This is a genomic window from Corynebacterium sp. HMSC05D03 (assembly GCF_001807205.1).
GTDB classification, from domain to species: Bacteria; Actinomycetota; Actinomycetes; order Mycobacteriales; family Mycobacteriaceae; genus Corynebacterium; species Corynebacterium aurimucosum.
The window spans coordinates 14,678-36,606 of record NZ_KV788160.1; the positions used below are offsets into that span (position 1 = coordinate 14,678).

Here is a 21,929-nt window from a genome sequence, read left to right on the forward strand (position 1 = left end):
CGCACCTTATCTAGGAATTCGCTCCTGTGGTAGCAGAAAAGTGCGCTGTCACAATGTCATCAATCAACCGCGCGGCCAGCTTGGCGGTGTGGCTGTCGGTGTCGAAGGTGGGGTTGAGCTCGACGACGTCGACAAGCGCGAGGCGTCCCGTGGCGGCGATGGTGAGCGCGAGTTCACGGATGATGTTCAGGGGTACGCCGAGGCCAGCGGGGGCGGAGACACCCGGTGCCTGGTCGGCGGGGAGGACATCCAAGTCGATGGAGAGATGGATGGGCTTGGTGCCGGAGCAGATGCTGTCGATGGTTGTGCGCAGCTGGGAGCGATCCATGCTGAGCAAATCCTCGTCGAGGACGACGGTGACACCGAGGGCGGAGGCTTCGTGGAAAAGCACGGGCGTGTTATTGGGGCGGGAAATTCCCAAGACGGAATAGTCAAAGTCCTCCCGGCCCACCAGTTCAGAGATCTGCTTAAACGGGGTGCCGGAGGTGGGCACGTCCGCGGTGCGGAGATCGAAGTGCGCGTCCAAGTTGATGATCTGCAGAGGCCCCTGGGCGCGGAAAGCACCGCGGTGGGAGCCGAAGGCGGTTTCGTGGCCGCCGCCGAGGATGATGGGCAGGTGCCCGGCGCGTGAGAGTGATTCCACCGCATTGGAGAGGCGCTCGTGGGCGGCCTCCAGGTCGGTGCCTTGGGTGGTGATCGTGCCGGCGTCGTACAGCGGATGCGGATGGTGCAGCGCCAGGGAACCCAGGGCGCCGCGCAGGGCAGCTGGGCCTGCAGCCGCGCCGGGGCGGCCATGGTTGCGCTCAACGCCCTCGTCGGAGGCAAAGCCCAGGAGTGCCACGCCGGGGTGTTCCTGGGGGTTCGCTAGGTCGAGGGGACGAACTACGCTGTGCCACCGCGCATGCTCGGGGCCTGGGCCATCGGAGCGGCCGGACCACTCGGGGGCAGGGGAGTAGGCGGGGGCATCAACGGTGTTCATGGTTATCCTTTCGCGTCTGTTTCTTGTTCGGCTGTATTTTGCAGGGCTGCTTCCTGTGGGGTGCTCGCGGCGGCGCTGCGGCGGCCGGTGAGGTAGAAGATGGCGGTCATAAGGAGGATGAAGATAACGCCGGTGGCGAGTGCCGGGCGGTATTGCTCCTGCCACACCATGATGCCAAAAGTGAAGATGATGAAGGCGATGGAGAAGTATTGGCCCCAGGGCCAGAAGGGGACGGTGTATTCCAGGCTGGCGCGTTCCTCGGGCGACATCTGGCGGCGGGAAGCCACGTGGGCCAAGAGGATCATCAGCCACACGTAGATGGTGGCAAACGTGGCCAGGGAGGCGATGACTTCGAAGACGTTATCCGGGATGAGCGCGTTGAGTCCGGTGCCGATAATCATGACGATAAGCAGGATGATCATGGTCATGACCGGCACACCTCGGGTCTTTTTGGCCATGACCTTTGGCGCGAGGTTCTGGCGTGCCAGTCCGGTCAGAACGTTGCCGGCGCCGAAGAGATCCGCATTGATGGCAGAAACCGCCGCGGTGATGACAACGACGTTGAGTGCGGCGGCAGCCCAGGTGACGCCGAGAGTGGAGAAGATTTGGACGAAGGGGCTTTCCTCACCGGTGATGCTGCGCCAGGGATTGATCATGAGGATGACCAGGATGGCCAGGACGTAGAACAGCAGGATGCGCACCGGGATGGTGTTGACGGCCTTGGGCACGGACTTGGCGGGATCTTCTGCCTCCGCACTGGCGACGCCGACGATCTCCGTGCCGCCGAAGGCGAAGAGAACGAGGATGAAGGAGGCGACCATGCCGGAGACGCCGTTGGGGAAGAAGCCGCCATCGTTGACGAGGTTGGCCGGGCCGGTGGTCTCCGCGGTGGAGAGGCCGAAGACTAGGACGGCCACGCCACCTAGGATCATCGCGATGACCGCGCCGACCTTGACGATGGTGAAGGCGAATTCCAGCTCGCCGAAAGCCTTGACGGTGGCGAGGTTGGCGCCGCCGACGAGAAGCAGTGTGGCGGCGACCCACACCCACTTGGGTGAGCCGGGGAACCAGAATTGCATGTAGACGCCAATAGCGGTGAGGTCGGCGAGGGCCACGATGACCATCTCGAAGGCGAACATCCAGCCGGTGATGTAGCCGGCCCAGGGGCCTAAGAAGGTGCGGGCGTATTCGGCGAAGGAGCCGGTAACGGGGTGGTGCACGGACATCTCACCGAGTGCGCGCAGGAGGAAATAAACCACGGCGCCGCCGAGGAGATAGACCAAGAGGACCGAGGGGCCGGCGGCTTGGATGGCGCCGGCAGAACCGTAGAACAGGCCGGTGCCGATAGCTGAGCCTAAGGCGATGAAGTGCAGGTGCCGGTGTTTCAAGCCGGCGCGCTTGGTGGTGGTTTCTGCCACGGGGATGCGTCCTCCTCTGTCCCCCTGTGCGGGCGCTAGTTGGTTCTAGCACCGCGAATGTGGGGAGTGGTTGGTGCGAGTGGGTCTGGGAGCTACTTTCCTCTAGTTGAGACGCGGGGTCAATTTTGTGGTGGGTAGCTTGATCCGGCGCTATGGTGGGCGCCTCATTTCGTGCGTGGGGGTGACGTGCGTGACATTTGTGTGGGGTGCCGCTAGTATGTGGGAGACCTGCGTGTGGCTGTCGCGTGGGCATGGCTAGAAGCAATCGCTGTGTAGCGGCGTGTGTGCTTGGCGCGTTCCTTTAAAGGGCGCGTGCGTGGCCGTGCTAATGACGTGTCGTTTCCACCACCGTGAGGTAGAACATGAACTCTGAAGACGCAATCGTTGACGCCTTCTACGAGAACGAGGATGACGTGCCCTCCAAGAAGGGCATCTGGCGCCTCTTCGTCTACAGCGCTATCGGCGCTTTCGTATTCTTCTTTCCCATTAGTTATGACGGAAAGAAATCCATCCCGCTTGACCACATGGTCACCATCATCCGCACCTATGCCGATGCCTTCGTGCCGTGGTTTATCCTGGCGCTAGCGCTCTATGGCACGGTGCGCAGTATCGTGAATAAAAACTGGCAGGAAAGCCCGCTGCAAGCGGTCTTTACCGCGCTCAACGTGGTGGGCCTGGTGGTCTCCTTCCTGATGGTCGTCGGAAAGCTTCCAGGGGTACTCGGCAACGAGGACATCGTGCCCTTCCTGTGGAATTCGGTTGCGACACCCGTCGGCCTCATCGTACCCATCGGCGGCGCATTCCTAGCTCTGCTCATCAGCTACGGCTTTCTGGAATTCGTGGGCGTATTTATGCAGCCCATCATGCGCCCGCTCTGGCGCACACCGGGGCGCTCCGCCATCGACGCGGTAGCCTCCTTCGTGGGCTCCTACTCTTTGGGAATCCTCATTACTGACCGTGTGTACCAGCGCGGCGGCTACACCGCGCGTGAGGCCTCCATCATCGCAACGGGCTTCTCGACGGTCTCGGCAGCGTTCATGGTCATCGTGGCCAAGCAGCTGGACTTGATGGATATGTGGGGCGTGTACTTCGCAGTATCCCTTGTGGTGACCTTCCTGGTCACGGCGATTACCGTGTGGATTCCGCCGCTGAGTAGGATTCCTAATGACTACGTAGATGGTGTAAAGCCGGACCCGGAAAAGCCGGTAAAGGGCAATTTCTTTAAGGCCGCCTGGCGGGAAGCGCTGCTGGCGCTGGACCGCGCGCCGTCTTTAGGCGCTGCCATTTGGGAGAACCTGCGCGATGGCGTACGCATGGCGTCGGCGATTGTGCCCTCCATCATGTCCGTGGGCCTGATTGGTTTACTGCTGGCAAACTACACCCCTCTCTTCGACTGGCTGGGGTACCTGTTCTACCCGTTCGCCTGGATTGTTCAATTACCGGAACCGGAACTGGCGGGTAAGGCCGCGGCCATGGGCATTGCGGAGATGTTCCTGCCGGCGACGGCTGTGGCGGGCTCAGAAAGCATGGTGCTCAAGTTCGTCATCGGTGTGGTGGCTATCTCCGCCATTATCTTCTTCTCCGCGCTGGTGCCGTGCATCTTGGCCACCAAGATTCCGATCAAGCTGTGGCAGATCGTGGTCATCTGGTTCGAGCGCGTGGTGCTGACCATCATTATTGCGACGCCGATTGCCTTCCTGGTGACTTAGCTGGGGCTTGTACGAGGGCTCATTAGAATGTGGGCCCATGAGTACCTCCCGAGTCCCGGCGGCGCGCAATGCACTGGAGATCCTCCGGCTGCTGTCGACCATCGACGTGCCGATTTCCGCCGCGCGCATCCGCAGTGAGCTGGACCTGCCGCGCTCAACTACTTACCACCTGCTCAAGGAGATGGTGGACGCGGGGTTCGTGGTACACCTGCCGGAGAACCAAACCTACGGGTTGGGGCTTGCTGCCTACTCGATGGCCGCGGCCTATGCCACGCAGCAGCCTCTGGTGCGGGCGACGCAGGGGCACCTCGAGCGGATTGCCAGCAGTGTTGGGGGATCGGGGCACTTATCGCGTTTGGCGGGCTCGGAGATTCTCTACCTCAACGAGGTGCGCGCGCCGGGGGCGCTGTCGCTGGTGACGGAGAAGGGCGTGCGGCTGCAGGCACAGCGGACGGCCTCTGGGCGGGCCATGTTGGCATTGCTTCCGGAAGCAGAGTGGCGTGCAGCATTTGTCCCGGGGTCCTTAGGTTTTGGGGAGTACAAGGAAATCTTGCGCCAGGTACGCGAACGCGGTTGGGCCGAAGAGGTCGAGGTGGTGGCGCGCGGGCAGGCGTCGGTAGGCGTGGCGGTGGTTGACCACGTGGGCAGGCCAGCAGCGGCACTCGCGGTGACTTTTCCCGTGGGCGCAGCTGATGCCACTGATGCCGCGCAGCAACTGCACGCGGCTGCGCAGCAGGTGGCCGAGAGGATGTACGGGCGCCGCTAACAGGTAGTGCCCGAGGTATTGGCGCGCCGGGCAGCCTGTTGTACTATGAGCGCAACGCGTAAGGCTGTCGCGCGTATCACTATTTTTCTATTCTTGTGAAAACGAGTACGTGTTTTCACGTGCCTTCTTCCCTTCCACGTGGGTGGTGGGACGTGGGTAACGCAGCGACGTTAAAGGAGCCTTACATGTCTAATTCTTATCCTTCCACCGTGACCGTGGGTATCGGGGCGCTGAGTATCGAAGAAGTCGTGGCCGTGGCACGCTACGGCGCGAAGGTGGAGATTTCCCAGGATGCGATTGAGGAAATCGCCTCGACCCGCGAGCGCGTCGAGGAACTAGCCCAGGATCCGACCCCGGTCTACGGTATTTCCACCGGCTTCGGTGCGCTGGCGCGGCGCCACATTCCGGAGGAGATGCGCGCGCAACTGCAGCTCTCACTCGTGCGCTCGCATGCGGCGGGAACGGGCCCGGAAGTTGAGCAAGAGGTCATCCGTGCGCTGATGTTGCTGCGCTTGTCCACCCTGTGCACTGGACGTACCGGCGTGCGTCCGGTGGTGGCGGAAACTTATGCCGCGGTGCTCAACGCCAATATCCATCCGGTGGTCCGCGAATACGGCTCCCTGGGCTGCTCCGGTGACTTGGCGCCGCTGGCACACTGTGCGCTGGCGCTGCTGGGTGAGGGTGAGGTGCGCGTCGATGGCGGCCAGGTCACCCCGGCCGCCGAGGCGCTGTCGGCTGCGGGCATTGAACCGCTCAAGCTGCGGGAGAAGGAAGGCTTAGCACTCATTAACGGCACCGACGGCATGCTGGGGCAGCTCTGCCTGGCTATCACTGACCTGCGCGAGCTTGCCAAGACCGCTGACATCGCCACCGCAATGACGGTGGAGGGCTTGCTGGGGACCTTGGTGGTCTTCGCCGATGACCTGCAGCAGCTGCGCCCGCACCCGGGCCAGGCAGATGCCGCGGCCAATATCCTGCAGGTCGCAGAGGGCTCGGAGATTCTCGCGGCCGCCCTCGAGGAATTCAAGAAGAAGCAGGTACAGGACGCCTACTCCGTACGCTGTGCCCCGCAGGTGGCCGGTGGTTTCCGCGATACCGTGGCGCACACAGCAACGGTTGCGGAGCGCGAGTTGGCCGCGGCCGTCGACAACCCGGTGGTGGCCAAGGATGGACGCGTGGTCTCCAACGGCAACTTCCACGGCGCGCCGGTGGCCTATGCGCTGGACTTCTTGGCCATCGTCGTGGCTGACCTGGCCTCTATTTCGGAGCGCCGCACCGACCGCTTCCTCGACGTCGCCCGTAACCGCGGCCTTAACGCCTTCCTTGCGGATGACCCGGGCGTGGACTCCGGCCACATGATTGCGCAGTATGCGCAGGCGGGCATCGTCTCTGAGCTCAAGCGCTTGGCCAACCCGTCTTCGGCGGACTCCATTCCGTCTTCGGCCATGCAGGAAGACCACGTGTCCATGGGCTGGTCGGGTGCCCGCAAGCTGCGCAAGGCCGTAGACGGTCTGCAGCGCGTCCTCGCCATTGAAATCCTCACTGCCGCCCGCGCCATCGATATGCGCGAGGGTCAGCCCGCCAAGGGTACCGGCGCGGTCATCGATGCTCTGCGCCAGACCGTCCAAGGTCCGGGCACCGATCGCTATCTGTCCCCGGAGATCGAAGAGACCGTGCGCCTGGTCAAGGAAGGTGCGCTGGTGGCTGCGGTAGAGGGGGCCGTCGGCAAGCTGCGTTAAGCATCACTTCAGCCCCATGGCGTATGTCATGGGGCTTTTTCATGCGCCCTTGATTTCAAAAGTGCAGACCTGGAAGTGCAGACCTGCTGGTCGCCGCAAAGCACTGTCCTCGCGATTGACGACGCCCACCTGCATGAATGCACTTCCAGGTCTGCACTTTTGCCTTCGCAGCGGAGACGAGAGGCGCCCTGAGGCAATGAGTGGGTGATTTTTTGTAGTGCGGCGCGGGTGTGGATGCGGGTGAAGAGCGGAAGCCTATCTGTGGCGAGTCACACAAAGCTGGGTTATGAGTAGTGCATGAACAATGAAGAACTCTTTAACTTTTTAGACCAGCATCTTATCGACCTTCGGAAGCTGCCCAATGATGATCCCCGATGGAAGAAGGTGCACGCCGGCAAAGTGGCCACACTGGCGTGGTGCTTCGTGCTGCCGTTGGTGCACTGGCACGAGCTCAAGCCGTGGCACAAGGAGACCGCGAAGGCATACGCGCTCGGGTTGACCTTGCCCAAGGCAACATTAGTAGGAAAATCCGCCGCGCTCATTCACGGGGTTCCCCTGGTTGTGCCACCCGCCGAGTGGGAGGCAACGTTGCCTTCGAACTCGGTACCCCCACGAGCTAAAGCCAATGTCCGGTATCGGCGCATGAACTTGCGCGGTAAAGAGGCGGTGGTGCACGGGATTCGCGTGTCCTCGCTGGAACGCACGGCCATTGATATTGCGCGGTTCTATGGATTTGAGGAGGGGCTCGTTGCCGTCGATGATGTGCGGGCGCGCAATGTTGGCCAGTTCTGGATCAATGAGACGCTCGGCGCTATGGGGAGAGTTAAGGGCGTTGCCGCCGCGCGGCGGGCGGTTGCTGAAAGTATTAACTGCGCGGAGTCACCGTGGGAATCCTATGCCCGTGCCTTGATCCTTGCGGCTAATTACCCTGAGCTGCGCTGGGTCAAGGCGCAATATGTGATTGAGAATTACCGGGCGGACCTGGTTATTAATGGGTGGTTGGTGATTGAGATTGACGGGAACGTCAAGTACCGGCACGAGGTTGAAGAGGTGATTCGCGCGGAGCATCGGCGTCAGCAGGACATCCTCAACAAGGGCTACATCGTCTTGAGGTTTAGCCCGGAACAATTAAGCGCGCGCCCCGACTACTTCCAGGAGACCGTGGGGAAGCACTTGGCGCGTGGTCCGCGGTTGTAAAAGTGCAGACCTGGAAGTGCATTCATGCAGGTGGGCGTCGTCCAGCGCCCGGGCAGTGCTTGACGACGACCAGCAGGTCTGCACTTCTAGGTCTGCACTTTTGGCTTTGGGCGTTGCTGGGTTACTGGGTGTCAGACGGACATGGCGGGTGTAGGCAAGACGGGGGCAGACCACCGGTCACGCGGCAGTCTCGTATCTGAGACAGGCGGCCTAAAAGTTCCCTGGCTCATGGTTGTGGGTCACAGTAACTTGTCCTGTGTGACGCTGACCAAGCCCCACTAGGGACAGCCCCGGGGAACCGGCCTTGGGGGTTTGGGAGGGCGTCGAAAAGCACGAGCGAAAGGAAGTCATGTCTGAACCCCGCGAAGTACGCGCTCCGCGCGGAACCGAAATCACCGCCAAGTCTTGGCAGACCGAAGCCCCGCTGCGCATGCTCATGAACAACCTTGACCCTGAGGTTGCTGAGCGCCCTGAGGACCTCGTGGTCTACGGCGGCACCGGGCGTGCTGCCCGCAGCTGGGAGGCTTTTGATGCCATCGTGGAGTCGCTCAAGGATCTCGAATCGGACGAGACGCTGCTGGTCCAGTCCGGCAAGCCGGTCGGCATTTGGAAGACCAACGAGTGGGCGCCGCGTGTGCTCATCGCCAACTCCAACCTGGTCGGCGACTGGGCTAATTGGGAGCACTTCCGCAAGCTCGAGGACGAGGGCCTGATGATGTACGGCCAGATGACGGCCGGTTCCTGGATTTACATCGCTACCCAGGGCATCCTGCAGGGCACTTTTGAGACCTTCGCGGCCGTGGCCAAGAAGCGTTTCAACGGCACGCTCGCCGGCACTTTGACGCTGACCGGTGGCTGCGGCGGCATGGGCGGCGCGCAGCCGCTGTCTGTGACCTTGAACGGCGGCGCCTGCCTCATCGTCGATGTGGATGAGACCCGCCTGAAGCGCCGCCAGCACAAGCGCTACCTCGATGAGGTTGTTACCGACCTGGATGAGGCGCTCAAGCTGGTGCTCGACGCCAAGGAGAACAAGAAGCCGCTGTCCGTGGGTCTCGTGGGCAACGCCGCCGAGGTTTTCCCGGAGGTGCTGCGCCGCCAGCGCGCGGGTGAATTCACCGTGGACATCGTCACGGACCAGACCTCCGCGCATGACCCGCTGAGCTACCTGCCCACCGAAATCACCGTGGAGGACTGGCACAACGAGGCCAAGGCGGACCCGACCACCTTTACCAAGAAGGCCCGCGAGGCCATGGCAGCCCAGGTCCAGGCCATGGTGGAATTCCAAGACGAGGGTGCTGAGGTCTTCGACTACGGCAACTCCATCCGCGACGAGGCCCGCAAGGCCGGATACCAGCGCGCCTTCGAGTTCCCGGGCTTCGTCCCGGCCTACATCCGCCCGCTCTTCTGCGAGGGGCTCGGCCCGTTCCGCTGGGCAGCGCTCTCCGGCGACCCGGAGGACATCAAGGTCACCGACCAGGCGCTCAAGGAGCTCTTCCCGGACAACGAGCACCTGCACAACTGGCTTGATGCCGCCGAGGAGTACGTGGAGTTCGAGGGCCTGCCGGCGCGTATTTGCTGGCTGGGCTACAACGAGCGCCACAAGGCTGGTCTGCTCTTCAATGACCTGGTCAAGGAAGGCAAGATCAAGGCCCCGATCGTCATCGGCCGCGACCACCTCGACTCCGGCTCCGTGGCCTCCCCGTACCGCGAGACCGAGGCCATGCTCGATGGCACCGATGCCGTGGCCGACTGGCCGCTGCTCAACGCCATGACCGCTGTGTCTTCCGGTGCCACCTGGGTATCTCTCCACCACGGTGGTGGCGTGGGCATGGGCCGCTCCATCCACGCCGGCCAGGTCACCGTGGCCGACGGCACCGAGCTGGCCGCCGCCAAGCTGCGCGCCGTGCTCACCAATGACCCGGGCATGGGCGTTATCCGCCACGTGGATTCCGGCTACACTCGCGCCAAGGAAGTCGCCGACGAGCGCGGCGTGCGTATCCCGATGGAATTCAAGGCCCGCGACTAGACAAGAGAGGAAACGAAGATCATGTCCACCCTGTTTACTGGAATCTCAGAGCTGCGCACGGTGTCGGAGGCAGGCACGCTTGGCGACGCCGCACTTATCGCCAACACCGACGGCACCATCGCCTGGATCGGACCGGAGTCCGAGGCGCCGGCCGCGGATGAGAAAGTCGACCTGGGCGGGCGCGCGGTCCTGCCGGGATGGGTGGATTCTCATACGCACATGATCTTCGACGGCGACCGCTCCGCCGAGTTCGAAGCCCGCATGGCGGGTGAGTCCTACCAGGCCGGTGGCATCGCGGTGACCATGGACGCTACCCGCTCGGCGGGGGAGGAGCGCCTGGAAAAGCTGTTGGTGGAGCGCATTGCCGCCGCCCGCCGCGGGGGTACGACGACCTTGGAGACGAAGACCGGCTACGGTCTTAATACTGAATCCGAGGTGGAGGCCGCGAAGGTGGCGGCCCGCCACGTCGATGACGTGACCTTCCTCGGCGCACACCTCGTGCCGCCGGGAGCAGAGGTCGAAACCTACCTCGACGAGGTTGAGGGCCCGATGCTGGACGGTGTGGCCGAGCACGTGCAGTGGATCGATGTCTTCTGCGAGCGCGGCGCCTTCGACGAGGGGCAGTCGCGCCGCGTGCTCGAGGCGGGCAAGGCGCGGGGCCTGGGCGTGCGCGTGCACGGCAACCAGCTCGGCGAGGGTCCAGGCGTGACGCTTGCTGTGGAGTTGGGCGCTGCCTCGGTGGACCACGTCAACTACCTCAGCGATGCCGATGTCGAGGCGCTGGCTTCCTCCGATACGGTGGCTACGCTGCTGCCAGCCTGCGATCTGTCCACCCGCGAGCCGCTGGCGCCGGGCCGGAAGCTTATTGATGCCGGCGCGACCGTCGCCATCGCCTCGAACCTCAACCCGGGTACCTCGTATACCTCCTCGATGAACTTCTGCGTGACCACGGCTGTGCTCCAGCAGCACCTCACGCTCGATGAGGCCATCGCCGCCGGCACGCTGGGCGGTGCCACCGCGCTGCGCCGCCAGGATGTTGGCTCAGGTAAGGACGCGCAAGGCCGCCCGGCTAAGGGCTCGCTGGTGGTCGGTGCTGCTGCGGACCTGCACGTGCTTGATGCCCCGAGCGCTATCCACCTGGCTTATCGCCCGGGCATGCCGATGACCTGGAAGACCTTCGTGGGTAGCCGTGAAGTCTAGAACGTAAAGTCTTGCACTCTAGAGTGTAAAACTTTGTAGTCTGCGGTATTCTGCAGGCATGATGTGGACGGTTGATGAGCTCGAGGATTACCTCGAGCACTGTCGCCTTTTGCAGTCGGATACTACGACCGTGGAAGTGAAGTCGGGACGCGGGGGAATGCCGCAGTCCCTCGGGGCTACTCTGTGTGCCTTCGCCAACATGCCGCGCGGTGGCACCGTCATTTTTGGAGTGGCGGAACCCGACTTTGCGGTGCACGGCGTGGACGATCCCGGCGCCATCGAAAGCGCGCTGGCGGATCAGGTACGCACTCTAGTGGAACCCGCGCCCTTCATTGAGACTCAGACCCTGTACGTCGAAGGGCGAGCTGTCGTGCTTGGACACGTCGAAGGCGTGCTGCCGCACCAGCGGCCGGCACTCTATCGGGGTCGGCCTTACCTGCGAATGGCGGATGGTGACTACGTCATGAGCGCCAATGATCTTCGCATGGTCGAGGTGGATAAGCTGCACGCTCGCGAGGCCATTGTCTATGACTCAGCACCGGTTCCCGGGTCAAACCTAGAAGTCTGTGATGCTTCGGTGCTTAAGGAGGCGGTGGCGGAGCTGCGCAGCGCCACCCCTCGTTTGCGGGGTGCGAGCGATGCCGAGCTGCTGGAGCTATTCCGCGTGGTTGATTCACAAGGGCAGCTGAGTGTGGCAGGGTTATACGCTCTGGGGCGCTTTCCGCAGGGATTCTTTCCCGACCTGCATATTTCTGCGGCCGTGCAATACCCAGCGGGGGAAGAAGGACCGCGTACCCGGAATCTGGAGGAATTCTACGGCCCTGTGCCGGATCTGGTGGATGGAGCCGTGGCGTGGGTGCACAGGAATATCGACACTGACTTGGTCTATGGCACAGATGGCCACCTGCGCGAGGTTCCAGAACTACCGCTGGAGGCTGTTCGTGAAGTCATTGCTAATGCCGTGGTCCACCGCGACCTTGGCCCAGAAAGCTTAGGCGCCGGCAAATTTGTCACTGTCCGGCTGACCCGCCAAGCACTGATTGTGACCAGCCCCGGTGGATTGCGGGGCATCTCCGTGGAAGAGCTTAGGGGAAAGATGCTGTCACCCGTTGCTGTGAACCCGCGCCTATACACATTGAGCACGAAGCTGCGGCTTGAGGACGGCGAGCGTGTCATTGAGGGCCAGGGCGGAGGAATGCGGGTGGTTTTTGAATCGCTTCGGAAAGCTGGATTGCGTCCGCCCACCCTCATCGACACTGGTGTGCGCTTCACCGTGATCCTCTGGAGGGCGGGGCGAGGCGATGACGAACATGACGCGGCACCGCACGGCGCTAACGCTTCCTCTCTGTCTGCTCCGGAGCCTGCGAGCATAGGCAGTGAGGGCAGTGTGGTGGAAGACGGGCTCGTCGCCAAGCTCGGCGGAAACCCCGCACTTGTGCTTGCTGCGTTGCGCCGGAAGGGCGAGCTCTCGCTCGTGGACATCGTAAACAGTACGCAGCTCACCCGCGGCCAGGTGCGTTACGCGCTGGGCAAGCTTATCGAGTCTGGGCACGTCATCATGCGCGGCAAACACGGTGACCGAGCCACGCGTTACGCTGCGAAGGAGTAGCCCCTAGTGGAAAAGCTCGGGTAATTCTTCGGCGAAATAGCTAATTGGATGTTGGTACCGTACTCTGGTGTGAGCAATGAGCATTACCGATAACGCCACCGGCGGCGTCAACGAGCCGGAAGAATTCAATAAGTCGGAATCTCAGGAAAACTCGCAAGGTGGCGAAGCATTGGACGCTTCGCAGGTGTCGAATCAGGACACCGGGGCTGCGAATAACCCTGAGGACACCGGCGCTGAAGAAGAATCAGCCAACGACAACTCCCAGGGTTTTGCACACCTCGGCCTTCCCGATGACGTTCAGGAAGCCGTGTCCAAGGTGGGCTTTACCAAGCCATCCCCAATTCAGGAAGAAACCATCCCGATCCTCATGGAAGGCCGCGACGTCGTCGGCCTCGCCCAGACGGGTACGGGTAAGACCGCAGCCTTCGCGCTGCCGGTTCTCTCCCAGATCGATACCGAGGCCCGCTACCCGCAGGCTTTGGTCCTGGCACCCACTCGTGAACTGGCCCTCCAGGTAGCGGACTCCTTCCAGTCCTTCGCTGACCACTTGGGTCGCATCGAGGTTCTGCCTATCTACGGTGGCCAGGCTTATGGCATTCAGCTCTCCGGGCTGCGCCGTGGCGCCCAGATCATCGTCGGCACCCCAGGCCGCGTTATTGACCACCTGGAGAAGGGCTCCCTGGACATCTCACAGCTGCGCTTCCTCGTCCTCGACGAGGCGGACGAGATGCTCAACATGGGCTTCCAGGAAGACGTCGAGCGCATTCTTGAGGACACCCCGGAAGACAAGCAGGTCGCACTGTTTTCGGCCACCATGCCGAATTCGATTCGCCGCCTGTCCAAGCAGTACCTCAACAATCCCGCTGAGGTCACTGTGAAGTCGGAGCGCCGTACGAATGACAACATCACGCAGCGCTTCCTGCTGACCCCGCACCGCCACAAGATGGATGCCTTCACCCGCATCCTCGAGGTCATTGACTATGACGCCATCATCGTCTTCTGCCGCACCAAGCACGCGACTGAGGACGTGGCCGATAGTCTCAAGGAGGCCGGCTACAACGCTGCTGCCATCAATGGTGATATTGCCCAGCAGCAGCGTGAACGCACCGTCGATCAGCTCAAGGATGGCCGCCTGGACATCTTGGTGGCTACCGACGTGGCTGCTCGCGGTCTTGACGTGGACCGCATTACCCACGTGGTCAACTACGACATCCCGAATGACACCGAGTCCTACGTGCACCGCATCGGCCGTACCGGCCGTGCTGGCCGAACTGGTGAGGCCATCCTGTTTGTCACCCCGCGTGAGCGCCGCATGCTGCGCTCCATCGAGCGCGTGACCAATGCCCGCTTGGAGGAGATGGACCTTCCGACCGCGGATGAGGTCAACGCTAAGCGCAAGGAGAAGTTCTTCGCTTCCATCGGCGCTTCGCAGGAGGACAAGCAGTTCGAGTTCTTCCGTGACATGGTGCGCGAGTACTCCGCGGCTGAGAACGTGGCGATGGATGATATCGCTGCTGCTCTGGCCGTGCAGTTACAGGGCGGGACGGACTTCCTGCTCAAGGAGCGTCCGGTATCCAAGAAGGACCGTCGCGAGCGCGACCGCTTCGAACGCGACGGGCGTGGCCGTGGCCGTGAGCGCGCTGGCCGCGACCGTGACCGCGGCCCGCGCCGACCGGACGGGGACTTTGAGACGTACCGGTTGGACGTCGGCAAGCGCCAGAACGTGCGCCCCGGAGCCATCGTGGGCGCGCTGGCCAATGAAGGTGGCCTGTCCTCCAAGGACTTCGGCCGCATCACCATCGCGGTGGGCCACACCTTGGTGGACCTGCCGAAGAACCTGGACCCGGCAGTGCTGGATCGTCTGAAGGACACCCGTATTTCCGGACAGCTCATCAAGATTCAGAAGGACACCGGCCGCCCACCGCGCCGGAACTTCGACGATGATCGCGGCCGCGGCGGCTACGGTGGACGTGGCCGTGGTGGACGCGGTGAGCGCGGCGGATACCGCGACCGTGACCGCGGTGGACGCGGTCGTGACCGTGGTGGGCGCCGCGGCGGCTGGCGCGACTAGTCCTGCCAGGCATCGCAGCGGCCTTAATGCTGCACGAGAAAACCTCCCAAACTTTCATTGAGGGCTTGGGAGGTTTTGCTATTGAGGGCTAAACCGGAAAGTTTAGACGTACATCAGGATGGCGCAGACAACCCACAGCAGGTTGAAGATGCCGGAGAACATAGCCAGCTGCTTCTTCAGCTTGGCCACATCGGCGCTGCCCGGGCTAGCAATCGCGGCCATGGCCTTGTTCTGCTTCGGGATAACCACCACGAGCAGAATGACCCAAGCGATGACGGAGAGCAGAAGGGCAATGTGGAACTGGACCTGGGACTTGTAGGCATCCAGGTCGGTAAGGAAAACGGCCAGGCCAATAACCGGAACAATGGCGGAAATATAGCCATAGGTCGAGGTGATCTTGTTGAGGATGCCGGCGGCACCAGCAGCCGAAGCATCACCAGCGCCAGCCTTTGCCAGCTGTGCTGGGAAGGCGGAGGTGGAGATACATACGGTACCGACCAACAAGATAGCGGCGAAGGCGTGGAGGAAAATGAGCAAGCTAGTCATGGGGAGTGCGCTTTACCTTTCTGTACGGGGCTTTTCCCAGCGAAAGTCTAACGGTGCTGTGAGATGAAATCGAATCGGCACTGGTGGCGCATGACCGCATAGTCGCGGGAGGGAAGCGGGAGTTGATACTTGCGGGCCACAGCGGCAAGCCGCTGCGAATAGTCGCAACGATCAGCCGGTGGGAGCCAGTCCGCCGGCAAGGAATCGGACTTGGCTTGGTTCAAATTGCGGGCGGTAGCGACGAGGTTGAGCGGATCATTGGCGAAGGCCATTTTCTTATCACGCGGCCACGTTGATGCGCCAAGGTCCCAGGCCGCTGAGAGCGGAAAGACGTGGTCGACTTCCACGCGCGCCGGCGCCGGAGCGCGGGAATAGGGGTCATAGAGTGTGCCGTTGGTGGTCTGCGCGGCTTTGACATTATCGCGGGTTCCGGGAGCCCAGCCGCCGAAGTCATCGCGGTCATAGCCAGGGGCCTCCACGCGCGCAGGCACGGTAGTCACACCCAGGTCGGGGCCGGGGAGGAGGTGGTAGCCGCCGTAGGCCACGGTGGCTATAGAGAGGAAACCGATATAGGCCGCGCGCAGGTTCATGCACTTTTAGACTGCTGGGGTGTATGAGCGGTTCCCGAATAAGCAGGAAGCACGTGACTGTAGAAACGGGTTAGGTGGGGCAGCCATACGGCTTTTCCCAAAAGGCATTAGTCAGAAGGTTTCTTTGGGGGCAAAGGCACCTTTTAGAGGCTCGCACACGGCGTTTTCGAGGCAAAGGCACCTTTTGAGAAATGCCTTTTGAATAGAGGCTTTTGAGTAGCGACCTTGTAGAGCCATCCGAGTCAATCACAAGCGAAACCCCGCCACAGCAGTAACTGGACTGCTGAAGCGGGGTTTGCGCAGAAGGATCGGGGAGAGAGGAGGGTTACTTCTGAACCTTCTCTGCGGCCTCCTCGAAGTCCAAGTCATCGTTCTTCTCAACGAGCTTGGCCAAGCGGGTAGCCTCCTCGAACTCCTGGGTGACCTTCGCATCCGGGGCCTTGGTGGCCAGGGAAACGCCGACAGCCACGAGTAGAGCGGAGATGAAGCCCGGAACCAGCTCGTAGAGGGTATCGCCCAGCGGGCTCATGCCCCAGCCGATGGCCACGATCGCACCGGTGAGCATGCCGGCGATAGCGCCGGTGGAGTTGAGGCGCTTCCAGTACAGCGCCAGCAGGACGATTGGGCCGAAGGCGGAGCCGAAGCCAGCCCAGGCGAAGCCAACTAGGCCCAGGATCGAATCCGACGGGTTGATGGCCAGCACGGCAGCGATGATGGCGATGGCCACGACGGCGGTACGGGAGAGGTTGATCAGAACCTCCTGGCGCGGCTTCTTCTTAGCGAAGATGAGGTAGAGGTCCTCGATGAGGGAGGTGGAGACAACCAGCATCTGGGAGGACATCGTGGACATGATGGCCGCGAGAACGGCGGTCAGAACCAGACCAGCAAACAGCGGGTGGAACATGACCTGAGCCATGTCCAGGAAGATGGTCTCGTAGTTCTCCTGGTCAGTAATGGAGTGGCCGGTCTGAGTGAAGAACACGGTACCCGACAGCGCCACGAAGATAGCGCCAATCAGGGAGATACCCATCCAGCTCACACCGTAGAAGCGGCCCGCGCGGGCATCGGAAGGCTTACGCAGCGCCATGAAACGCACGATGATGTGCGGCTGGCCAAAGTAACCCAGGCCCCAGGCCAGGTTGCCGATGATGACGGCAGCGGATACGCCGGAGAACAGGGAGAAGTAATCGGGGTTCTCAATAACGCCATTGGTGGCGTAGGGGTTCTCAGCAGCGAAGCTGAAGATCTCGCCCGGGTTGTCCAAGGAGAAGAGCACCATGATCGGCACGATGATGAGGGAGGCGAACATGAGCAGGCCCTGGACGGTATCGGTGTAGGACACCGCAAGGAAGCCACCGACGAAAGTGTAGAAGACCGTCACGGCAGCCACGACGAGCATGCCGACCATGTAGTCACCGCCGAAGCTTGACTCGAAGTAACGGCCGCCAGCCACCATGCCGGAAGAGACGTAGAAGGTGAAGAAGAAGATAATGATCGCCGCCGCGATGATGCGCAGCACGCGCGACTTATCGTGCAGGCGGTTCTCAAAGAAGGAGGGGACGGTAATAGAGTTGCCGGCAATTTCGGAGTAGGAGCGCAGGCGCGGCGCGACCCACTTCCAGTTGGCCCAAGCGCCGATGAGGAGGCCGATGGCCATCCACAGCTCGGACATACCGGTCAGGAACAAAGCGCCCGGCAGGCCCATGAGCAGCCAACCCGACATATCGGAAGCGCCGGCGGACAGGGCGGCTACGAACGGGTGAAGGCCGCGGCCGGCGAGAACGTAGTCGTCATACTCATCCGTCTGCTTGTAGCTCCAGAAGCCGATAGCGGCCATGGCAAGCAGGTAGATGATCATCGCAACGACATACCAAGTGGAGTCTTGCACTGATCTCTCCTTGAGATTGAGATTAAAAAATAGGACCTCACCACGCTAACGAGGCACAAGCTCCTACCCAACTGAAAATTGGCTGGTTGACCAGTATTTGGTTACCTTGGTCACAGCTTAATGTACGGTCTTACTGGTGTTACGTCGTTATGTAACGAGACTGTAACGATTGCTTATTTGGGCTGGATTTGGGAACTTTCTGCAACCCTGACCCCCAGAAGGCGTGCTGCTAAACTGGCCCCTATGGCTTCTTACCTGCTGCATGGCCTCTGGCTGCCCGTCTCCGGCCTGAGTCTATGGATCGAACAGGTCGAAGGGCACAAGATCATCATGCCCTCAGCAGTCCCAGAGGGAACTTTCCCGGATGTGGTCGATAGCATCCTGAGCAAGAAGACCTTCCGCAACCGCGCGCGAGTCTCCCTGCGTACGCCGAAGGGTAAAGACGTCTCCCTGATGGTGCCCATGGCTATGTTTGCCCCGGATGAAGCGGTGGAAACACTGGCCAAGCTGGAATACATCGACACCGATAGCCAAGCGGTCTCCGTGGAGCAGCGTGCGACCATCGCGCCGGATCTCCTGTGGCTCATCCGCGCCTACCGCGGGCTTTACCGTTTTGTCCGCGCCGGCCGCGTGACCATCCGCCTGTCCTACCAAGCCGGCGAGTGGTATCCGATGTGGCAGCTGGCCTCCGGTTTGGGCGAGCGCAGCTGGTTGGCGGAAATGCTGGCGTCCGCACCCGGCATCCTGTCCATTAATAACCGGGCCCTGTCTGATGATTTGGCCGATGAGCTCACGCACTGGATTGCCTATACCCAGCTGCGCCCGCAGATCGACGCCCCACGCGCTGCCCCCTGGCACGACTTCGCCCAAGCGCTGCTGAAAACCGCGCCCGTGAAGAAGGGGCGGGCCCAGCTGTTGCGCGGGCTCAACGAGTGGAAGGATTCCATTACCTCCGTCGATCTGCAGCTGGTGTTCCTCGTGGAGGAGCCACCAAATGATAATGTCGCCGTCGAGGACGCAGCATGGCCCATCCGCCTGCTAGTTCGCTCCGGTACCGATTCGCCAATGCCGGTGCGCCAAGACCAGTTGGATCGGGGGAGCGTCGAGAAGCTGCGCGAAGCCCGTCGTCACGCCTTCGATGTGGCCCCGCGGCTAAAGTACAACTCCGCGCCGGCGAGCCGGAATGCGGGGGACTGGGATGTGTACCTGACCACGGAACAGCTCGTGGATTTTGTCACCCACGACGCCGCCGCCCTGCGCAAAGCCGGCTTTACCGTGCTGCTGCCCAAGTCCTGGTCCCACATGGAGACCAAAGCCAAGCTGGAAACCACAGAGGTGCGCGATCCTGCTGATGCCGCCACCAAGGCGCACATCGGTATGGAGAAGCTGTTCAGCTATGACTGGAAGCTTTCGGTGGGGGATACGCAGCTTACCGACGCCGAAATGCACGAGCTCATCTCCTCCAAGTCCGGCCTGATTCGTCTGCGTGGCGAGTGGGTCATGGCGGATACACAGGCCCTCAACAAGATCTCGCAGTACATGCGCGAACTGGCCGATACCGCCCGCAAGCGCGCCCTAAAGGAACTGGAGCAGCTCGCCGCGACCGCGGAGATGGCCCGCCAGCTGGAACAGCCTGGCTGGGAAGAGCTCGTTGCGGAGGTGGAGCGCCGCCGCAAGGAATTCAACGAGGGCGAGCAAGAGGAAGCGGTCACGCTTGCGGACCTACGCGAGATGGCGTTGAAATCCATGGCGGAGGACCCAGTAGCGTTCACCGGATCTGAGTGGCACACCTCTTTGCTCGGTGGGATGGATAGTACCGCGCCCGACCGCGTGGAGATCCCCGATACGGTCCATGCCGAGCTGCGCGAGTACCAGCGCCGGGGCGTCGACTGGCTGTATTGGATGTCCCGCAACAATATCGGCGCGGTGCTGGCAGATGACATGGGTTTGGGCAAGACGCTGCAGCTGTTGTCCCTGCTGGCGGTAGAAAAGGCCGCCCATGAGACAGAGAGGGAAGCAGAGGCGTGGAAGCCCACCCTGGTGGTTGCCCCGACCTCCGTGGTGGGCAACTGGGCTAGGGAAGCCAAGCGCTTCGTGCCGGACTTTACGGTCATGGTGCAACATGGCACCGGGCGCCTGAAGGGCGAGGAGCTGGTCACAGCGGCGCAGAACGCCGATATCGTCATCACCTCCTATGGCACGGTCAGCCGTGACTTCCTGACCTTGAGCAAGGTGGAGTGGGACCGCGTGGTCCTCGATGAAGCCCAAGCGATCAAGAACGCCTCCACGCGCTCCTCCAAGGCCGTGCGCGCCATCCCCTCGCGGCACCGCGTGGCGCTGACCGGTACGCCGATTGAGAACCGGCTGTCGGAAATGCGCTCCATCCTGGACTATTGCAACCCCGGGATCCTGGGCTCAGCTTCCTTCTTCCGCAACCACTTTGCCAAGGCCATCGAGCGCGAAGGAAGCGATGTCATGGCGGAGCGCCTGCGCCTGCTCACCGGCCCGTTCATCCTGCGCCGCCTCAAGACGGACCCGAATATCATCGATGACCTGCCGGAGAAGTCTGAGCAGATCATCACCGTGCGCATGACTGATGAGCAGGCTGCCCTCTATAAGGCTCTGGTCAATGACGTGGAGCAGGCTCTGGGAAAGAAGAAGGAGGGCATCTCGCGCCGCGGCCTCATCTTGGCTTCGCTGACCCGTATTAAGCAGATTTGTAACCACCCGGCGCACTTCCTGGCCGATGGCAGCGCCGTCACCATCAAAGGCAAGCATCGCTCCGGCAAGGTGGAAGAACTCATGCGGATCATCGACCAGGCCATCGAATCCTCGGAGCGCGTACTGATCTTTACCCAGTACAAGGCCTTCGGTGACGTTCTCCAGCCCTACCTGTCTGAGCAGCTGGGCTGCGAGATTCCCTTCCTCCACGGCGGGGTGAGCAAGAACCGGCGCGACCAGATGGTGGAGGAATTCCAGGCCGATGATGGTGCGCCCGTCATGCTGCTCTCGCTCAAGGCGGGTGGTACCGGCTTGAACCTCACGGCGGCGTCGATTGTCGTGCACATGGATCGCTGGTGGAATCCGGCGGTGGAGAACCAGGCCACGGACCGCGCCTTCCGCATTGGCCAGCAGCGCAACGTGCAGGTGTACAAGATGATCACCGCCGGTACCTTGGAGGAATCCATCCAGGACATCCTCGACGGCAAGACGCAGCTGGCCGGTGCCGTTGTGGGCGAAGGCGAGGGCTGGCTCACGGAGCTGAGCCCCGAGCAGCTGGCGGATCTCATGAGCTATAGGGAACAGGAGAAGTAAATGGCACCGAAGAGTCCTGAGGACAACAACGTCATCTACGCCAACTTCGGCACCCGCAAACGCGTGAGCACGCCGGAGGAGGTCAACCGCGTCGACCGCGTGCGCACCATGCAGCCGGCGGCCACGCGCCTGCTCAACTTTGTCAACCAGCAAACGGATTCCGGTCGCATTCGCCGCGGGCGCCAGTACGCCACCGAGGGCCATGTCGTGGGCCTCGATGTGCGCAATGGCGCGGTGCACGGAAAGGTCGCGGGCTCCCAGAATGAGCCTTTTGCGGTGCTCATCCAGGTGCCCTACCGCAATAACGAGGACATCGGGCGGCTGTCGGAGATGTTCGCACGTACCCCCAACTCCGTGGCGAAGGCCAAGGAAGGCATGCTTGCCGACGCCTCCCTCGACATTCTCATCGCCGAATACCCCGACGATCTCCGTTTCTCCTGCACCTGCCCCGACCCGGAATATGTGTGCAAGCACGTCCTGGCGGTGGCGGACCGCCTCGCGGCCCGGATGGATGCCGATCCTTCCGTGATTTTTGCCCTGCGTGGCCTCGACTTCGCGCGGCTCGAGCAAGCGGTCATGGAGCAGGCCAAGGCGGCCTCGGAGGACTCTTATTCCGCTTCTGCGGCCTCTGAAATCTCTGCCGAGGAACGCAATGCCTTGTTCTGGGAGGGGCGAGAATTGCCGCCCTTGCCGGAGCCCAAAACTGCTCCAGCCGTGGATGATTCCGACCCGGAACTGCTGCGCAAGGCCATGCGTTCTGTCAGCCATACGAACATAGATTTGCTTCGGGCAGTCTCCGATGTCGAGGACCTTTACTATCATCTGACGCACTAGACATTGCCACCCCAGGGCAGCGGCTTGAGCACCAGCCCTGGA

Annotated in this window: 15 protein-coding genes; 10 read left to right on the top strand and 5 right to left on the bottom strand. The window is 62.1% G+C overall.

What is annotated here, in order from left to right; translation table 11 throughout:
* Positions 1 to 10: 10 nt before the first annotated feature.
* Both hutG and HMPREF3147_RS01310 read right to left on the bottom strand, forming a co-directional pair.
* On the bottom strand, positions 11 to 979 hold the full coding sequence (gene hutG / locus HMPREF3147_RS01305) for a formimidoylglutamase (RefSeq protein WP_070443673.1): 969 nt from the start codon (positions 977 to 979) through the stop codon (positions 11 to 13).
* A 2-nt stretch (positions 980 to 981) separates the two neighbouring features.
* On the bottom strand, positions 982 to 2,397 hold the full coding sequence (locus tag HMPREF3147_RS01310; protein WP_070443676.1) for an amino acid permease: 1,416 nt from the start codon (positions 2,395 to 2,397) through the stop codon (positions 982 to 984).
* 362 nt (positions 2,398 to 2,759) lie between these two features.
* On the opposite strand from HMPREF3147_RS01310, the gene HMPREF3147_RS01315 reads away from it, so the two are divergent.
* From HMPREF3147_RS01315 to HMPREF3147_RS01350, 8 genes are all read left to right on the top strand, one after another.
* A complete protein-coding gene (locus HMPREF3147_RS01315) occupies positions 2,760 to 4,106 on the top strand; it encodes a YjiH family protein (RefSeq protein WP_070443679.1) in 1,347 nt (448 codons plus the stop codon).
* A gap of 37 nt (positions 4,107 to 4,143) precedes the next feature.
* Positions 4,144 to 4,872: an IclR family transcriptional regulator gene (locus HMPREF3147_RS01320; protein ID WP_070443682.1), complete on the top strand. Its 729-nt coding sequence runs from the start codon at positions 4,144 to 4,146 to the stop codon at positions 4,870 to 4,872.
* Between the two features lie 185 nt (positions 4,873 to 5,057).
* Complete coding sequence (gene hutH, locus HMPREF3147_RS01325; RefSeq protein WP_070443685.1) at positions 5,058 to 6,611, top strand: histidine ammonia-lyase; 1,554 nt, start codon at positions 5,058 to 5,060, stop codon at positions 6,609 to 6,611.
* 297 nt (positions 6,612 to 6,908) lie between these two features.
* On the top strand, positions 6,909 to 7,808 hold the full coding sequence (locus HMPREF3147_RS01330; protein ID WP_070443688.1) for an endonuclease domain-containing protein: 900 nt from the start codon (positions 6,909 to 6,911) through the stop codon (positions 7,806 to 7,808).
* A gap of 349 nt (positions 7,809 to 8,157) precedes the next feature.
* Positions 8,158 to 9,834 (top strand): urocanate hydratase, encoded by a 1,677-nt coding sequence (locus HMPREF3147_RS01335; protein WP_070443691.1) that lies wholly within the window; start codon positions 8,158 to 8,160, stop codon positions 9,832 to 9,834.
* A 21-nt stretch (positions 9,835 to 9,855) separates the two neighbouring features.
* Entirely contained in the window at positions 9,856 to 11,034 is a 1,179-nt protein-coding gene (hutI, locus tag HMPREF3147_RS01340; RefSeq protein ID WP_070443694.1) for an imidazolonepropionase, read from the top strand.
* A 58-nt stretch (positions 11,035 to 11,092) separates the two neighbouring features.
* Positions 11,093 to 12,643, top strand: coding sequence for an ATP-binding protein (locus HMPREF3147_RS01345; protein WP_070443698.1), 1,551 nt, complete (start codon positions 11,093 to 11,095; stop codon positions 12,641 to 12,643).
* A 76-nt stretch (positions 12,644 to 12,719) separates the two neighbouring features.
* Positions 12,720 to 14,714 (top strand): DEAD/DEAH box helicase, encoded by a 1,995-nt coding sequence (locus HMPREF3147_RS01350; protein WP_070443701.1) that lies wholly within the window; start codon positions 12,720 to 12,722, stop codon positions 14,712 to 14,714.
* 102 nt (positions 14,715 to 14,816) lie between these two features.
* Here the strand turns inward: HMPREF3147_RS01350 and HMPREF3147_RS01355 are convergent, their stop codons facing one another.
* The 3 genes from HMPREF3147_RS01355 to putP all read right to left on the bottom strand — a co-directional run bounded on the left by HMPREF3147_RS01355 (position 14,817) and on the right by putP (position 17,738).
* Entirely contained in the window at positions 14,817 to 15,260 is a 444-nt protein-coding gene (locus tag HMPREF3147_RS01355; RefSeq protein ID WP_070443704.1) for a DUF2269 domain-containing protein, read from the bottom strand.
* Positions 15,261 to 15,307: 47 nt separating this feature from the next.
* Positions 15,308 to 15,850 (bottom strand): HNH endonuclease family protein, encoded by a 543-nt coding sequence (locus HMPREF3147_RS01360; protein ID WP_070443707.1) that lies wholly within the window; start codon positions 15,848 to 15,850, stop codon positions 15,308 to 15,310.
* Positions 15,851 to 16,175: 325 nt separating this feature from the next.
* Positions 16,176 to 17,738, bottom strand: a complete 1,563-nt coding sequence (putP, locus tag HMPREF3147_RS01365; RefSeq protein ID WP_070443710.1) for a sodium/proline symporter PutP — start codon at positions 17,736 to 17,738, stop codon at positions 16,176 to 16,178.
* A 243-nt stretch (positions 17,739 to 17,981) separates the two neighbouring features.
* Here putP and HMPREF3147_RS01370 point away from each other — a divergent pair, with 243 nt between their 5' ends.
* Together HMPREF3147_RS01370 and HMPREF3147_RS01375 are read left to right on the top strand one after the other, a co-directional pair.
* On the top strand, positions 17,982 to 21,053 hold the full coding sequence (locus tag HMPREF3147_RS01370) for a DEAD/DEAH box helicase (RefSeq protein WP_070443713.1): 3,072 nt from the start codon (positions 17,982 to 17,984) through the stop codon (positions 21,051 to 21,053).
* A complete protein-coding gene (locus HMPREF3147_RS01375; RefSeq protein WP_070443716.1) occupies positions 21,054 to 21,887 on the top strand; it encodes an SWIM zinc finger family protein in 834 nt (277 codons plus the stop codon).
* The last annotated feature ends 42 nt before the right edge of the window (positions 21,888 to 21,929 follow it).

Bases quoted from the DNA above. Each gene is read 5' to 3' on its own strand.
- hutG (WP_070443673.1), bottom strand. From the start codon at position 979: ATGAACACCGTTGATGCCCCCGCCTACTCCCCTGCCCCCGAGTGGTCC.
- HMPREF3147_RS01315 (WP_070443679.1), top strand. From the start codon at position 2,760: ATGAACTCTGAAGACGCAATCGTTGACGCCTTCTACGAGAACGAGGAT.
- HMPREF3147_RS01320 (WP_070443682.1), top strand. From the start codon at position 4,144: ATGAGTACCTCCCGAGTCCCGGCGGCGCGCAATGCACTGGAGATCCTC.
- hutH (WP_070443685.1), top strand. From the start codon at position 5,058: ATGTCTAATTCTTATCCTTCCACCGTGACCGTGGGTATCGGGGCGCTG.
- HMPREF3147_RS01330 (WP_070443688.1), top strand. From the start codon at position 6,909: ATGAACAATGAAGAACTCTTTAACTTTTTAGACCAGCATCTTATCGAC.
- HMPREF3147_RS01335 (WP_070443691.1), top strand. From the start codon at position 8,158: ATGTCTGAACCCCGCGAAGTACGCGCTCCGCGCGGAACCGAAATCACC.
- hutI (WP_070443694.1), top strand. From the start codon at position 9,856: ATGTCCACCCTGTTTACTGGAATCTCAGAGCTGCGCACGGTGTCGGAG.
- HMPREF3147_RS01345 (WP_070443698.1), top strand. From the start codon at position 11,093: ATGATGTGGACGGTTGATGAGCTCGAGGATTACCTCGAGCACTGTCGC.
- HMPREF3147_RS01350 (WP_070443701.1), top strand. From the start codon at position 12,720: ATGAGCATTACCGATAACGCCACCGGCGGCGTCAACGAGCCGGAAGAA.
- HMPREF3147_RS01355 (WP_070443704.1), bottom strand. From the start codon at position 15,260: ATGACTAGCTTGCTCATTTTCCTCCACGCCTTCGCCGCTATCTTGTTG.
- HMPREF3147_RS01360 (WP_070443707.1), bottom strand. From the start codon at position 15,850: ATGAACCTGCGCGCGGCCTATATCGGTTTCCTCTCTATAGCCACCGTG.
- HMPREF3147_RS01370 (WP_070443713.1), top strand. From the start codon at position 17,982: ATGGCTTCTTACCTGCTGCATGGCCTCTGGCTGCCCGTCTCCGGCCTG.
- HMPREF3147_RS01375 (WP_070443716.1), top strand. From the start codon at position 21,054: ATGGCACCGAAGAGTCCTGAGGACAACAACGTCATCTACGCCAACTTC.